Origin of the sequence: Mycobacterium sp. 1423905.2 (assembly GCF_001673155.1) — a bacterium.
Taxonomy (GTDB): domain Bacteria; phylum Actinomycetota; class Actinomycetes; order Mycobacteriales; family Mycobacteriaceae; genus Mycobacterium.
On the sequence record NZ_LZLE01000168.1, the window covers coordinates 23,987 to 38,329 of the forward strand.

The 14,343-nt window shown below is 63.5% G+C and carries 13 protein-coding genes and 2 pseudogenes; 12 read left to right on the forward strand and 3 right to left on the reverse strand.

What is annotated here, in order from left to right; translation table 11 throughout:
• Positions 1-78: 78 nt before the first annotated feature.
• The 3 genes from A9W95_RS09930 to A9W95_RS09940 form a co-directional block, all read right to left on the reverse strand.
• Positions 79-1,161, reverse strand: a complete 1,083-nt coding sequence (locus A9W95_RS09930; RefSeq protein ID WP_082983002.1) for an LLM class flavin-dependent oxidoreductase — start codon at positions 1,159-1,161, stop codon at positions 79-81.
• A gap of 69 nt (positions 1,162-1,230) precedes the next feature.
• Entirely contained in the window at positions 1,231-2,271 is a 1,041-nt protein-coding gene (locus A9W95_RS26155) for an AraC family transcriptional regulator (protein ID WP_371328046.1), read from the reverse strand.
• Positions 2,272-2,632: 361 nt separating this feature from the next.
• Complete coding sequence (locus A9W95_RS09940; protein ID WP_067411504.1) at positions 2,633-3,769, reverse strand: LLM class flavin-dependent oxidoreductase; 1,137 nt, start codon at positions 3,767-3,769, stop codon at positions 2,633-2,635.
• 682 nt (positions 3,770-4,451) lie between these two features.
• Here A9W95_RS09940 and A9W95_RS09945 point away from each other — a divergent pair.
• The 12 genes and pseudogenes from A9W95_RS09945 to A9W95_RS10000 all read left to right on the forward strand — a co-directional run.
• Positions 4,452-5,369, forward strand: a complete 918-nt coding sequence (locus A9W95_RS09945) for a Crp/Fnr family transcriptional regulator (protein ID WP_156746112.1) — start codon at positions 4,452-4,454, stop codon at positions 5,367-5,369.
• Positions 5,362-6,393, forward strand: a complete 1,032-nt coding sequence (locus A9W95_RS09950) for a nitronate monooxygenase family protein (protein WP_082983005.1) — start codon at positions 5,362-5,364, stop codon at positions 6,391-6,393. The genes A9W95_RS09945 and A9W95_RS09950 overlap by 8 nt, the downstream gene beginning before the upstream one ends.
• A 145-nt stretch (positions 6,394-6,538) precedes the next feature.
• Positions 6,539-7,108 carry an SDR family NAD(P)-dependent oxidoreductase gene (locus tag A9W95_RS09955; RefSeq protein WP_371328048.1) on the forward strand — a complete coding sequence of 190 codons (570 nt, stop codon included), beginning with the start codon at positions 6,539-6,541 and terminating at the stop codon, positions 7,106-7,108.
• 29 nt (positions 7,109-7,137) lie between these two features.
• Entirely contained in the window at positions 7,138-8,769 is a 1,632-nt protein-coding gene (locus A9W95_RS09960) for a GMC family oxidoreductase (RefSeq protein WP_067411510.1), read from the forward strand.
• Between the two features lie 124 nt (positions 8,770-8,893).
• Positions 8,894-9,256, forward strand: a complete 363-nt coding sequence (locus tag A9W95_RS28380; protein WP_371328047.1) for an alpha/beta fold hydrolase — start codon at positions 8,894-8,896, stop codon at positions 9,254-9,256.
• 121 nt (positions 9,257-9,377) lie between these two features.
• Positions 9,378-9,614, forward strand: a complete 237-nt coding sequence (locus A9W95_RS26810) for a hypothetical protein (RefSeq protein ID WP_156746113.1) — start codon at positions 9,378-9,380, stop codon at positions 9,612-9,614.
• A gap of 121 nt (positions 9,615-9,735) precedes the next feature.
• Positions 9,736-10,126: pseudogene (locus tag A9W95_RS26165) on the forward strand (cytochrome P450); the annotation flags it as partial.
• Between the two features lie 281 nt (positions 10,127-10,407).
• On the forward strand, positions 10,408-11,232 hold the full coding sequence (locus tag A9W95_RS09980; RefSeq protein ID WP_067411523.1) for an LmeA family phospholipid-binding protein: 825 nt from the start codon (positions 10,408-10,410) through the stop codon (positions 11,230-11,232).
• 168 nt (positions 11,233-11,400) lie between these two features.
• Positions 11,401-11,952, forward strand: coding sequence for a hypothetical protein (locus A9W95_RS09985; protein WP_067411526.1), 552 nt, complete (start codon positions 11,401-11,403; stop codon positions 11,950-11,952).
• A 37-nt stretch (positions 11,953-11,989) separates the two neighbouring features.
• Complete coding sequence (locus A9W95_RS09990; RefSeq protein WP_067411529.1) at positions 11,990-12,622, forward strand: ComF family protein; 633 nt, start codon at positions 11,990-11,992, stop codon at positions 12,620-12,622.
• 285 nt (positions 12,623-12,907) lie between these two features.
• Positions 12,908-13,579, forward strand: a complete 672-nt coding sequence (gene hpf / locus A9W95_RS09995) for a ribosome hibernation-promoting factor, HPF/YfiA family (RefSeq protein ID WP_371328049.1) — start codon at positions 12,908-12,910, stop codon at positions 13,577-13,579.
• 156 nt (positions 13,580-13,735) lie between these two features.
• A pseudogene (locus tag A9W95_RS10000) lies at positions 13,736-14,343 on the forward strand (preprotein translocase subunit SecA); the annotation flags it as partial.

Below are 14,343 nucleotides of genomic sequence, written 5' to 3' on the forward strand. Positions count from 1 at the left end.
GGTAGTTGTCCGGCATCGAGAGCTGAGAGAAAGGTTAGTCGTCGTCTTCGCCTTGCCTCGGCTACTGGCCTACGGCAGTCAGTGATGATCACTCATTCCGCGCACGCGGTCATGCTGTGCGTGCGGCGGTTCCTGATTCGGTTGAGCCGGTGCCCAACCCAGCGTCGGCCCGAGTTTCTCGGCCAAATCGGTGACGATTTGCACGTGATCGTCTTCGTCGAAGCCGTGGGGCAACGCAAAGGCGACCTCGTCGACGCGCTGAAACCCGCGATGGGCATACAACACATCGGCAAGTTCATCAGATGTGCCGATGTAGTCGGGAGAGGCGATCATGCCGCGCGGGCCCTGGGGTTGCAGCGTGCGCCCGATGCGGCTTCGGGCGTAAGCCCGGTACCGATCGATCTGCTTAGGGGATGCGGAGTCCGTAGGGATCACCACTAACCCCTGTGAGACCCGCGCAGTTTCGGCGCTGGGATGGTGTGCGCGGAATGCGTCGATGTGCTCGGCCTGGATCCTGGCGAAGTCATTCGACTGCGTTCCTTCACTGCTGACCAGGTTGGCGGTGAGGTAATTGAGGCCGTGGGTTCCGGCCCACATCGCGGACTGCAATCCGCCGCCGTACCAGACCCGGTCGGCAAGACCGGGTGAGTGGGGCTGGACCCGGCGGAAGAACTTGTCGTGGCCCAAGGACCCCTCGAAATCGCTGACAGGATCGCCGCGCAGGCACGCGAGCAGCCGTGCGACCCGTGCTTTCGAGAAGTTCTCCATCTCGTGGGTTTCGGGATAGAGCGCGGTTTTGAAGTGTTCGTAGAGCAAGGGAACGCCGACCGACACGCCGGCGTTGAGTCGGCCACCGGACAGGACGTCGACGGTTGCGAGGTCTTCGGCGAGCCGCAGCGGGTTCTCCAGGCCGAGCGGGATTACCGCAGTACCCAATTCGATTCGGCGGGTACGTTGGCTGGCGGCGGCCAGCAGTGCCACCGGTGAGGAGACGCCCGCTTGAAGATGCCGTTGACGTACCCAAACACTGTCGAAGCCGAGGGCCTCCGCGCGCTCGATCATGCGCAGCGTTTCTTCATGGCCGGGTTCTGGATCGGCGTGGTCGAACCGGCCGATTGTGAGGAAACCCAGTCTGCGCAGCGGTATTCCGCGCTCAGGCATGGCTTCGAAGGTATTGTGGCGACCGTCGTCCGGCTAGCCGAAGCGCGCACCGCTTCGGCCGGATTGCGACTAGCGGCGACGTGCCGTCCTGTAGAGAGTCACCGACGGTGCCTCCCCATAGCGCTCCGCGTGTAGGGCGGCGAACCGGCCGAGATGATTGAACCCCCAGCTGTGCGCAACTGAGGCCACGGTGATCTCGGAGGGGTCGGACTCCAGCAGCGTCTGGTGTGCTCGACGCAGCCGAACTTCGCGCAGATAAGTCATCGGTGAAACGCCCAGATGCCTTCGGAAGCCCTCCTGCAGCGAGCGGACGCTGACGTGGCTGCGTGCGGCGATCGAGGACACAGTCGTTGGCAGGTGTGCCTCTGTGTCAAGGATGTCGATCGCCGCACGGATAGCGCGAGGCGGAGCCTGACCGCAGTCTCTCGCTATGGCGTCGCGGTAGGAATGCGCCGCGGCCAGAAGGAATCCGCGCACCAGGCTGTCGGCAATTGGCAATCCCACCATCGGTTGGTTGAGCAGGCTGTCGGGCCGGAAAACCTGCTCTGTAACCGTCAGCATCATGGTGACCCAGCTCCGAGTGGGCGCCACGTTGACAGGCATCTCCTGCGCGAAGTCGGGGTGAGACGTCACCTGCCGGCCGAGTGCATCGCTGAGGGCATCGTTGACGGCATCACTGTCGATCTTCACAGCTAACATGCGGCTGCCCGCTCCCCATCGAGCTACGGCGCGGCCCTGTGGCGGGTACACGGCAACGGTGCCGGGACCGGCGCGCAGCGATGAGCCTCTGTGGGTGGCCTCGAGGTGGCCCGAGCGCACAAAATTCACGCGATATCCACTGCATTGTTCACCGGAATCGAGTGACACGTCCGAGTTGGCCACTAGGTCAACGAATGTCATCGGACCCATGCGACGGGCCCGCTCGCTAAGCGAAAACGAGTTTGGGTCACTCAGCAGCTCGAGGTGGGGCTCTGAGCAGCACAGGACGGCGAAGTCGTCAAGCGCTTTCGCCGTCGTCCATGCACAGGTATCCGATACGGTAGCTGTCCGTTGGTCCTTCTCGGTCAGCCCTTCCCACCTTCCGAAGCACACCAGTGGATTACAGTCCACAAACCGCTGATGCCAATGAGCATGTTACCGAGCCCGGTCGCGTCACCGAAGTCGAAGTCGGTTATCTGCGCACTCCGGTTGCAAACCCGACGCCGGGCTCACGGTGACGCCCGCGGCACGTCGACGGAGAAAATCTCGCGCAACAGGTTGCCAACCCGTAGCGTGGTCAGGCCGTGCCGGACAATTCACAGACGATGCTCGAGCTTCAGTTCCGCGGCGGCCCTTTCGCCGACTACCACGCAGGGCGCCATAGTCACAGTGACGGGCGGAAACAGACCATCCACGATGGCAAGTGAGTCCTGGACCATTTCGCGGTGCCATAAGGGTGCCAGAAAGTCATTGCGCCACTTTGTGAGGTGGGTCAAAGCCTGCGTGCTCGACGGGCGATCTCGGCGAACGCCCTACCCGATGCCAGTCCGTTTCTAAGGCTTGGCTGTAAGAAGCTGATGTTGCACAGCACGACGTAACGAACCCCGTGGTCGCGCCAAACCGCGAGTTGCTCCAAAGCCTTTTCCGGCGTCCCGGTCACAAGCCAATCACTAACCATCGTGTCGGGAACCTGCGACGCGTACTCTAGCGCCGTCCGCGCATCGATGCTCTGCGGAACCAGATCCTGCGCTCCGGAGAAGTTTTCACCCAATGGATGTGTGCGCCCATAACGCTTCCAGAGCGCTGCGGGGAACTGTAATGCGAATACCTTCATCATGTTGGAGCTCAACGCCACCGCTACTTGGTCATCGTTCTTTGCGGTTATGACAAATAGCCATACCGTTGGCGTCACAGTCATGGGATCCCGTCCCGCATCTGAGGCAGCTGACCGCACGAGGTCGAGTTTTTGGGCGTATTCGGCGGGACTCTGCGGTAAACCCGGGAACCAGGCGTCGGCATAGCGTCCGGTTATCCGTAGCATCCGAGGCCCATGGGCGGCAATCCAGATTTCCGGCCAGGTTCCGGCGTACGGAGGAATGTCGAAGACGGCATTGCGCAACCTGAAATACGGTGAGTCACGAGAGACCAGTTCGCCGCCGGAGTTCCACAGGGCACGGATGGTGGCAACGGCCTCCTCGAAGCGTCCCACTGGCTTTGACCATTCGACTCCGTATTGCTCGTTGCCGACGCGCTCGCCAGTTCCCATCCCGAGAATCGCCCGTCCACGCGTCATCAAATGAAGCGTCGCCGCCGCCTGAGCTGTCACTGCGGGATTGCGGCGTCCTGAGTCTGTGACACCCACGCCGAGCCGCAGCTTGGGCACTTGATTCCACCCAGCGACCCGTCCCAACAGCGTCCATGGCTCGAGGTAAGCCTCGATCCGCGGGAAATACCGGGTGACGCCAACGTATCCGGGGGTGCCCAGCGAACGGGGCAATAGGGAGTTGAGGTGATCAGGCAACCAGAAGGAGTCGACGCGACTGGCCACGGCCGTTATGTAGTTCGCCCGTACCATCGCGGTCGGCAAGAACGTCGAAGTCAGTGTCTCGCTGACAAAACCAACCTTCATGCATCAAACCCTTCGTTAGATGTGGCCCTCTCAGCCCACGGTCGATTACGCAGGGAATGCAATATCTTCAGTGCCACAATCTGTGTCGTGCCTACAACTTCGCCTGGGAATCGGTGGATGGCACCGATGACGATGCAGCGATGACCGAACCGGTCTGCATATCGTTCCCGGTCTTAACGCTTCCGATACCCATTCATTCGATTCGAGGCTGCGTCCCCACTGGCACCGCCAGTAACGCCTACTTCACCTGGTCCGGCCGCTCAATGAAATTAACCACATCAGCGGTGACTATTAGTGCCATCTTCACCGCCCTACAGTACGTCGCTGTCCACTGAGCGACTAGCCGCAATATGTAGTCAATTACCCAAAAAGCGCAGCGCTGTGCCGGTTCCGTGTCGCGATGACGTTGTCGGCCTTCTTGCCCATCTCCTGCGCCGCACGACTCTCATAAGCCATGGACCAACCGATCGGGGGGTCAGGTCATGGCACTGAGCGGGACAATAACCAGCTGCACGCGGTCCGCGACCGGACGGGATGCGTCATTGCGTCATTGTTCACGGCAGACCAGTGGTCCCAGCGGGCGCGCCAGTTTCACCCCAGGCATTGCTGCGATGCGCAAAGTGGCCCGAGGGTGGCGTATGACGGCTAGTCGGTCGTCCGTTGCCTCCCTAGCGTGAGTTTCATGATCAGCAATGCAGTCACGTCGCTGCCGTCGACGGTGCGGATTGCGACGGAGACGTTGTGGCGGTCGGTGACCCCTCCTTGGTCGACATCGAAGGACGGCCGCCGGATGCGCAGCACGCGGGAGCGCGAAACCGGCCTTGCCGCCACCCAATCAGACCGCACGATTGACCATTCGCATGGTGGAGGGCGGCGCCTGGGGGCAGGAACCTGGGATGTATATCAGGCGCTGATCTCGTCAGGGCTCTTCAGCAAAGTCGATCGGGACGTGCTGGCTGCCGCAGCCGAGCAGCTTGAGCTCAGGCGATTCCCGACAGGATTCGCCATGGCTACTCAAAGTAACCGCTGCGGTGAGGTTTACGTCATCGTCTCTGGAAAGGTCAAGGTTGCCTACCGTCGCGCTGAGGGAAAGCAGATGGTGTTCAGCATCCTGGGCCCTAAAGAAATGTTCGGTGCCGTAATGCTTTTCGATCCCGAAGCGCGCGGAATTACGGCAACTGCCCTCACCGAGGTTGTCGCCGTATCGATAAAACGCCACCAATTTTTGGCTTGGATAGCTCAATGCCCAGAATTCAGTAATCAGGTGTTGCGACTGTTCGCGCGGTGGGTCAAGGCGTCGATGAATTCCTTGGCGGACTTTGGTTCCGGTGATCCGCAGGGTCGTGTCGCAATGCAGCTGTTGTTGTTGAGGAAGAGGTTCGGTCAACGGGACGGCGAAGCTGTGCGGGTTGTGCACGACCTGACTTTAGAGGACTTCTCGCTTCTGGTGGGTGTTGCACCGGAAACGGTTTGCGAAACGCTGCGCGAGTTTGAGAATCGCGGTTGGATTCGTGTGGAGGGCGGCAGCGTGGTGGTCCTCGATGCCCACGCTCTTTCATCAGTATCCCATGCCGCTATGCCGGTGATGTCTTGTGCTTGAACGATTTGCGTTGGCGGATCTGAGTGTTCGCATATTGGCGGCGCCCATGGCCGGTGGACCGTCCACGCCCGAGCTGGTGGCCGCGGTAACCAACGCTGGCGGCCTGGGCTTCATCGCGGCCGGCATGTTGTCAGCGGAAGACTTAGCCGATGCCATCACCGCGGCGCGGAGCATGACCCTCGGCCCCCTCGGAGTCAATTTGTTTGTGCCGCAGCAATCAGTGAGCACCTCCGAACAGCTGAGCGCCTACGCGGCGGTATTGGCGGCGGAAGCCGAGCACTACGGCGTGGCGCTTGGCGAACCGCGTTCCGACTATGACGAGTGGGCTGCCAAGCTCGATGTGGTATGCGATCTGCGGCCTGAGGTCGTCTCGTTTACCTTCGGCTCGCCGACCGGAGAGGAGTGTCGGCGTCTGCGCGGCGTCGGCACAATGAGCGTCGCGACAGTCACCACGGTTCGTGAAGCAGTAATCGCGCTGACTCGCGGTGTAGATGCGTTGGTGGCCCAGGGACCCGAGGCGGGTGGACATCGGGCGACATTCGACCCGCTCGCGGCGCCGTCGGACGATCCGCTCGAAGATCTGGTTACCGCGCTGATGGCTTGCGTCGACTGCCCAGTCGTGGCAGCCGGGGGGGTGGGAACCCCTGCCGACGTGCACCGGCTTCGCTGTGCCGGTGCCACCGCCGTGCAGGTTGGGACAGCGCTTTTGCTCTCGGACGAAGCCGGAACCAATCAGGTGCATCGTCGGGCATTGCACGACCCTCGGTTCACCCGGACCGTGGTGACTCGTGCGTTCACCGGACGTTACGCCCGCGCATTGCGAAACAGATTCATCGAGCAGCACGACGCAGACGCGATTTTCGGCTTTCCCGAGGTGGCCGCTCTAACAGCCCCGCTCCAGGCGGCCGCACTGAAGGTGGGAGATCCGCACGGCGTCGCCTTATGGGCCGGCGCCGGTTTTCGTCACGCGCGCGGCGGCGCGGCGGCCGATATCGTCCGCGGATTGGCGGGATGGGACCAATGACAATGGATCCGGACCACGAGAAGGTCGCCATCATCACCGGCGCGTCGCGGGGCATCGGTGCCGGCTTGGTCGCCGCATACCGCAAGAACGGCTACCGGGTATCGCCAACTCGCGCACTATCGCCCCATCACCGGATCCCGAGGTCATCACCGTCGCAGGCGATGTCGCCGACCCCGCCACAACGGAGCGCCTCGTCACGGCGGCAGTGGTTCGGTTCGGACGCATCGACACTCTTGTCAACAACGCCGGCATCTTCGTCTCGAAGCCGTTCAATAAGTACAGTTTCGACGACTATGCGCGGGTGGCATCGGTCAACGTGGTGGGCTTTTTTCACGTCACGCAACGTGTCATCGACGTAATGCTTGCGCAGGGCAACGGCGGCCATATTGTCAACATCACGACGACTTTGGTCGAGCAAGCGCTGGCTGCGGTCCCATCGGCACTGACCGCTCTGACCAAAGGGGCCCTTGCCGCCGTCACCAAGTCGCTTGCCATGGAGTACGCGAGACACGGAATCCGGGTTAATGCAATATCTCCCGGCGTTATCGACACATCCATGCACAACGGCGCAGCCGCCGCCTACGCGGGCATGCATCCGCAAAACCGGATTGGTGACGTAGCCGATGTTGTGCACGGAGCGCTCTATTTGGAGACGGCACCTTTCGTCACCGGCGAGACCCTCCACATCGACGGCGGCCAGAGCGCGGGGCACTGAAGCAGGAAACGACGGAGAAGGTACTAAACATGCCCGATTACTCACTACAGGACGTGGACCAAGAGCGAGACCGCCGCGTTCGAGAGAACCAGCGTCGTTTGGCGGCCGACCTCAAGCAGTCCTACGACTTCATCGTCTGCGGCGCAGGATCGTCCGGTTGCGTGGTGGCCCGGCGGTTGGCCGAGGACCCGGGAGTCAGCGTCTTGTTGTTAGAAGCGGGGGGCGCCGACGACGCGCCGTGTATCACCGAATCGACGCTGTGGCATACGAATCTAGGCAGCGCAACGGATTGGGCATTTCAGGCGGAGCCGAACCCGCACCTCAACGGTCGGAGGCTCATGCTATCGATGGGCAAAGTCCTGGGCGGCGGCTCGAGTATCAACCTGATGGCCTGGGCCCGAGGCCATAAGGCCGATTGGGACTTCTTCGCCGCAGAGTCGGGAAATGCAGCATGGAACTACGAGTCCGTGCTGGACGTCTACCGCCGCATCGAAGATTGGCGTGGCGCCCCCGATAGTGAATATAGGGGCACGGGCGGTCCAGTCTACGTGCAACCAAAGAGAACTCCGCACCCCGCTGGTCTTGCGGTGTTGGAAGCGGCCGACTTGCTCGGTGTTGCGAACTTCGACAATCCGAACGGAAAAATGATGGAGGGCAATGGTGGCGCGGCGATCATGGATCTGCGCACGCGTTGCGGAAGGCGTCAATCCATTTTTCGGTGTTACACGTATCCCTATATGGACCGGCCCAACCTGACTGTGCTGACGGGTGCGTTGGTGCGGCGAGTGACCATTGAACGCGGCCGCGCCGTCGGAGTCGAAGTCGACTATCTAGACCAAGTCCGGCACTTCGGTGCCGAAGCCGAGGTGGTGCTGTCAATGGGCGCGATCCATACCCCGAAGACGCTGATGCTTTCCGGAGTTGGTGACTCGAAGGCTCTGCGGAGCTTAGGAATTCCCGTAGCCCAGGACTCGCCTGGCGTCGGGCGGAACTTGCACGACCATCTCGGCATCCCATGTATCTGGGAAGGGCCCGATGATGAGCCGCTCCACAATTCCGGCGATACCATGCTCCTGTGGCCAAGCCACGGCGGGCGTACCGAACCCGATTTCTTCGCATGCCAAGGGGCGATCCTATTCGCTAGTCCAGAGAACGTCGCCCGCTTCGGGTTGCCCCACACAGGTTGGATGCTGCTCGGTGCGCTCACCCAACCCAAGAGCCGTGGCGCAGTCGAACTGACGAGCGCGGACCCCAACCAGTCTGTCAGGGTCGTTCACAACGGTCTTTCGCATCCCGACGATCTGCGGCTGGCCCGCAAATGTGTCGAGGACATGCGAAAAGTCGGCAATTCCCCGCCGCTGCGTGCGTTCGTCAAACGCGAAGTGATGCCCGGGTCGCTGACAGGCAATGAGCTGGTCTCCTATGTACGCGACGCTGCGGTCACCTTCTGGCACCTGGTCGGTACGGCGAAGATGGGCCGCGACCGGTTGGCCGTCGTCGACGGCAGGCTGAAGGTCCACGGCATCGAAAATCTGCGCGTCGCCGACGGATCCATCATGCCGAGGATCACCAGTGCAAACACGATGGCGCCGTGCGTGGTCATCGGGGAGCGCGCGGCCGAAGAGATCAGGGCCGAGCACCGACTGGCGGACACGGCGTAATGGGACTCGGCGAAATGCCCACACTTGATGGGTTCGTGCACCGATGGATCGACGTCGGCGACGGCGTCACGATCCATGTAGCCGACGCCGGCCCTCCTGACTCTGCGGTCGGTAATGCTTGTTCATGGTTCCCACAGAAGTGGTGGCTGTGGTATCAGCTGATTCGACCGCTTACCGCGGATGGGTTCCAAGTGCTTGCCCAAATCCGGGCGGTGCCGGTTGGAGCTCGACGCCCCGCGGGCGGTGCTACAAGTCAGAAATGGCAGACGATCTCGCGACCGTGCTCGGAAGGCTTGACACGGGAACGGTGCATCTCGTCGCCCACGATTGGTGGCGACCCGTCGCCTTCATCATGATGCTGCGGCATCCGGGAAAGGTCCGCGGCTTCTTCGGGTTCAACACGATTGAGCCTTGGTATGTCGTTGACGGAGGTCCTCTGCTGTCGGTGCCGATCACATTGACTCCCTGCAAGTGGGCGGAATCGTAATGCGTCTGGAGGTTTCGATACCCAGATACGTCTTGAAGGTCTGTGTCACAAGTCAGCTTCGTGTCCCCAGCGACAAGAGGATCGTGTGCGCAGCGGTGATGGTGGCCAGAAGGCGTCCGCGATGACGCCGACTGACGCATTCGAGATGGGCATCGTCCACCGCGTTTCTCGTTATGAGGTCACCGGCGCCGCGGAGTTGGTCGGCCGAGTGCAGCCCGGTCAGCCAGTGCGCTGGAAGCTGGTGGTAATTCACGTCGCGAACATGATTCACGCGCTCCACCAACGCCATGCGGCCCGCGGCCTACCTCGCGAATCCGGTAGGTGCGTTTCTGGCCATCGGGACGCGCGCATTGGCTAGTCCAATTACATTGACGCGCATAGCATAAACGCTCGTGGGGGCCACGCAATACACACTCGAGGTCGATCTGACCGACGGCAATTTCTACGCCGATGGTTGGGCCCGCGAAGCGTACCGCTGGATGCGCGAAAAGGCGCCCGTCTTCCGCGATCGCAACGGCCTCGCGGCGGCAGCGACGTATCAGGCCGTCATCGACGCCGAACGCAATCCGCAGCTGTTTTCCAACGCGGGTTAGCCAAACGGCGAATGGAGCCTATCGATGACCTGTTCAGCGTGCTGGCGAATGCCGAAGTAGACGGACGGACGTTGTCAGACGACGAAATCATCTATGAGTCACTGCTCATTCTCATCGGGGGGACGAGACCACCCGGCACACCCTGTCCGGCGGGGTCGAACAGATGCTGCGCAACCGCGACAAATGGGAACGGCTGCGCCGGGACCGTAGTCTGCTGCCCACAGCGGTGGAGGAGATGCTGCTGGGGACGTCAGCGGACCGGAGTCGATGCCGGTCGTATTCGCCCCATCGAAACCCGTTACGGAGTGATCGACAGCGAAGATTCGGCGCTGATCGCTCTGACCGACGTGGAAACGCTCGCCGTCGCAGATGGGCGCGAACGTTCCCTCGCTGAATTTGACGCCGCGCTGGACCAAGCCGGACTGCGGCGTATCGCACTACCCAGACTGGCTCCCCGCAGAACGTCATGGAGGCCGTCGCCGGATCGCCGCTTCTCCCAGCGCCTCGTATCGAAAGGCCGACCGAACGGGCTACCCTCGCACAGAGGAGGGCTTGTCGATGTCGCCCAGTTTTCCCCGGTTGCGATGGGACGAACCGCTGCGTGCGCTGGACATGCTCGCGTCGTTGTGGTCGTCGACAGGGTTGCCCTCGGTCAGCGCTGGGGCGGCTCAAGCGATCGCCGTGCCGTATCGGACGTTGTTCACCACGTTGCAGCAACTTCTGATCGGCAAAAAAGTGACGGTTCGCATCGGAGACCAAGACGTCGAACTGGTCGTCGCCAAGCTCGACGCCACCCTCGACGCGCAGGGCCTGGCGGTCGGCCAACTCGGGGAGGTGAGGGTGGGTGCGCGCGACATCCGGTGGGCCGACCAGCATCTCGAGAGCGCCGAAGCGGTGCTGCACAACGTGCATATCCGTCCCGGCGTGCCGCCGCTGGTGATCGCCGCGCCGGCCGAGTTGTCGACGGTACTTCCCACCACGATGTTCGACGACGTGCTGCGGCACGCGGCGCCTGAGGTGCGCGGTGAACTGCGCGACGGGGGCAGGGCTCGACTGAGCTGGGCGCGCCAACCCGGCTTGGGCGGCGTTGAGGTCGACGTCGACGTGGTGGGAAAAAGTTTGCGGCTGCGCCCGCGGGCCCTGGTCACCGGTCGACGTCGATGGCCACTGCCTGCCCGCATCCCGGCTTACCAAGTGGCATTGCCGGAACTGCCGCATGGGCTGATGATCACCGACGTCACCCTGGCTGAGAATTCGGTGCGGGTGAGCGGCCTTTTGCCGGAGTGGCGCATGGAGTTGCCGCTGAAGTACCTCGAGGACCTCATCACCCAGCTGAGCCAGGGGGCACTCAGCTTCACCTGGCCGTCGCTGCTGTGGGGCTGACGCCGACTTAAGTCACCGCTCGAGTAAGCCGCGGTCACGACGCGGCCGGTGCCGCGTATCGGTTCGGCAACCAATAATCGCTGCTCTAGGCAGCAATCCGGCGCGCCGATACGGTTCCGAGGGTCGCGTGATGTACGGGCGCATCGCGCAAGAACGAAGGAGTAGGCCTTGCCGATTGATCGATTCTGCGCGGCAGTCGTTGCCGGCGCGGGGCTGTGCGGAGCCGCGTTGACGCTCACGCCGGATGCGGCGGCCGTCCCCCTGCCGACCGGCGGGCCATCGTGCATCGAACAGCGCGCGGGCTTTGGTGCCCCGCCGCTGCCTGCCGCGCCGGTAGCGCTCCCCGGTCCACCGGTAGCCGGAGCGGTGCCGCTGGCACCGATCATCCCGGCCGTGCCACCCGCACCGGCTGGACCCTTCGGGATTCCGCCCGCGCCGCTGGCACCGCCGGCCGCCCCGATCGTGCCGGCCGCTCCAGTGGTGCCCGCCGCAGGCGCCGCCGCACCGCCTGCCGTCGGACCGGCTGCTGCGCCGGTGACGAAGGCGGCTGGCGCGGGCAAGGGTGTGCCGACCGGACCGGCGCTCACCTTCGATCCGGTGATCTTGCCGGGCCCGCCACCGCCTGCAGCACCGCCGGCGCCTATCCCCGCGGTGCTGGCCGGGGTGACCAACGCCCTGCCGAGTTGCGGGGGCATGCCCGCGCCGGCGGCGCCACGCTGATCCGGCTCCTGTCAGTACCATTCGCCACACTGACGGCATGCTCGACCTGATCCTGCCGGCCGAATGTGGCGGTTGCGGTGTGCCCTCGACCCGCTGGTGCGAAGTCTGCGCGGCCGAACTGTCGGTGACGGGCGACCAACCACATGTGGTGACTCCGCGGGTCGATCCGCAAGTGCCGGTGTTCGCGCTCGGCCGTTACCGCGGCGCCCGGCGCCAAGCCATCCTCGCGCTGAAGGAGCATCGCCGGGGCGATCTCACCGGGCCGCTGGCGCGCGTGCTGGCGATCGGCATGCACCGGTTGCTGTGCTGGGGCATGGTCGCCACCCCGCTGACGATCGTGCCCGCGCCGACCCGGCGCTCGGCGGCCCGGCGGCGCGGCGGTGACCCGATCACCCGCATCGCCGCGGCCGCGGTAGCGGACCATCGCGATATCCGCGTCATGCAGGCGCTGCGAATGCGAGCGCTGGCTCGCGACTCCGTCGGGCTGGGCACCTCGGCGCGCGAGCGCAACATCGCCGGTCGGGTGCTGCTGCGCGGTCCTCGACCGGACGGAGAGGTCTTGCTCGTCGACGACGTCGTCACCACCGGCGCGACGGCGCGCGAGTCGGTGCGGGTGTTGACCGCCGCTGGCGTGCGTGTCGCGGCGGTCCTGGCGATCGCCGCGGCCTAGAGAACGTGAAGAACTCGCAACAGGTGCCCCAATTGGGTGGCACGGGAAGGCGAACACGGGCTAACGTCGAAATCAGTCTCAACGACTCACGGTCGCGAACATTTCCAGGTTGACCCGGCTCCGCGGTAGGAGGTGAGTATTCGACATCTTGCTCCGGCGGGCAGCCTGCGGTGGTCATCGTTTCTGGATCGCTCTAACCCCGTCGGCGCGCAGCTGAACGCCGTGCACGCAGGTCGCGTGTGACGTGGAAAGAGAAACGAGTTGTCACGAATGTCAAGACTCACTGTGGATTCCACTCAGGTTCTGGACCAGGCCCCCGCTGGAACCGACGAACAGGTCGAACAAACACCGCACGCCGAAATCGTCTTCAAGGGCCGCAACGTCGAGATTCCCGACCATTTCCGCACTTACGTTTCGCAGAAACTCGTCCGCCTAGAGCGCCTCGACCGGACCATCTATCTGTTCGACGTCGAACTCGACCACGAACCCAACCGTCGCCAACGCAAGTCCTGTCAGCACGTCGAGATCACCGCGCGCGGTCGCGGGCCGGTCGTGCGCGGGGAGGCCTGCGCGGACAGCTTCTACGCCGCGCTCGAGGCCGCCGTCAACAAGCTGGAGAACCGGCTGCGCCGCGGCAAGGATCGGCGCAAAGTCCACTACGGCGACAAGACGCCGGTCTCAGTGGCCGAAGCCACCGCCGTCGCACCGCCGCCGCCGAGCACGTTCGACGGACAGGCCGCCGAGCCCACCGACCCCGACGCGACCGTCGAGCACGAACCCGGCCGCATCGTGCGGACCAAAGAACACCCGGCCAAGCCCATGTCGGTCGACGACGCCCTTTACGAAATGGAACTGGTCGGCCACGACTTCTTCTTGTTCCTGGACAAGGAGACCGAACGGCCGTCGGTCGTCTACCGCCGCCACGCCTACGACTATGGCTTGATCCGACTGGCCTGATCCGACTGGCCTGATCCGACTGGCTTGATCCGACTGGCTTGATCCGACTGGCTTGATCCGGCCGGGTGCAGCATGAACGGCCAACACCCGGTCGTCACCTACCATGGGAGTCGCCTAATCCAACAAGAATGACTCCTACCCGTAAGGGACATAGCTTTGCTTCAGAAGTTGCTGCGCCTTGGTGAAGGCCGCGTGGTCAAGCGCCTGTCGAAGGTCGCTGACTATGTCAACACGCTGTCCGACGACATCGAGAAGCTCACCGACGCCGAACTCAGGGCCAAAACCGACGAGTTCAAAAAGCGCCTGGACGACGGTGAAGACCTCGACGACCTGCTGCCCGAAGCCTTCGCCGTGGCCCGCGAGGCCGCGTGGCGAGTGCTGGACCAGCGGCCCTTCGACGTTCAGGTGATGGGCGCGGCGGCGCTGCACCTGGGCAACGTCGCCGAGATGAAGACCGGTGAGGGCAAAACCCTGACCTGCGTGTTACCCGCTTACCTCAACGCGCTGGCCGGCAAGGGCGTACACGTCGTCACCGTCAACGACTACCTGGCCAAACGTGACAGCGAGTGGATGGGCCGCGTGCACCGGTTCCTCGGCCTGGACGTCGGCGTCATCCTCGCTCAGATGACCCCCGAACAACGCCGCGTCGCCTACAGCGCCGACATCACCTACGGCACCAACAACGAGTTCGGCTTCGACTACCTGCGCGACAACATGGCGCACTCGCTCGACGACCTGGTGCAGCGCGGGCACAACTTCGCCAT

Excerpts from the sequence above, each read along its gene's own strand:
- A9W95_RS09930 (WP_082983002.1), bottom strand. The coding sequence starts at position 1,161 with ATGCCTGAGCGCGGAATACCGCTGCGCAGACTGGGTTTCCTCACAATC.
- A9W95_RS09940 (WP_067411504.1), bottom strand. The coding sequence starts at position 3,769 with ATGAAGGTTGGTTTTGTCAGCGAGACACTGACTTCGACGTTCTTGCCG.
- A9W95_RS09945 (WP_156746112.1), top strand. The coding sequence starts at position 4,452 with ATGATCAGCAATGCAGTCACGTCGCTGCCGTCGACGGTGCGGATTGCG.
- A9W95_RS09960 (WP_067411510.1), top strand. The coding sequence starts at position 7,138 with ATGCCCGATTACTCACTACAGGACGTGGACCAAGAGCGAGACCGCCGC.
- A9W95_RS28380 (WP_371328047.1), top strand. The coding sequence starts at position 8,894 with ATGGTTCCCACAGAAGTGGTGGCTGTGGTATCAGCTGATTCGACCGCT.
- A9W95_RS26810 (WP_156746113.1), top strand. The coding sequence starts at position 9,378 with ATGACGCCGACTGACGCATTCGAGATGGGCATCGTCCACCGCGTTTCT.
- A9W95_RS09980 (WP_067411523.1), top strand. The coding sequence starts at position 10,408 with ATGTCGCCCAGTTTTCCCCGGTTGCGATGGGACGAACCGCTGCGTGCG.
- A9W95_RS09990 (WP_067411529.1), top strand. The coding sequence starts at position 11,990 with ATGCTCGACCTGATCCTGCCGGCCGAATGTGGCGGTTGCGGTGTGCCC.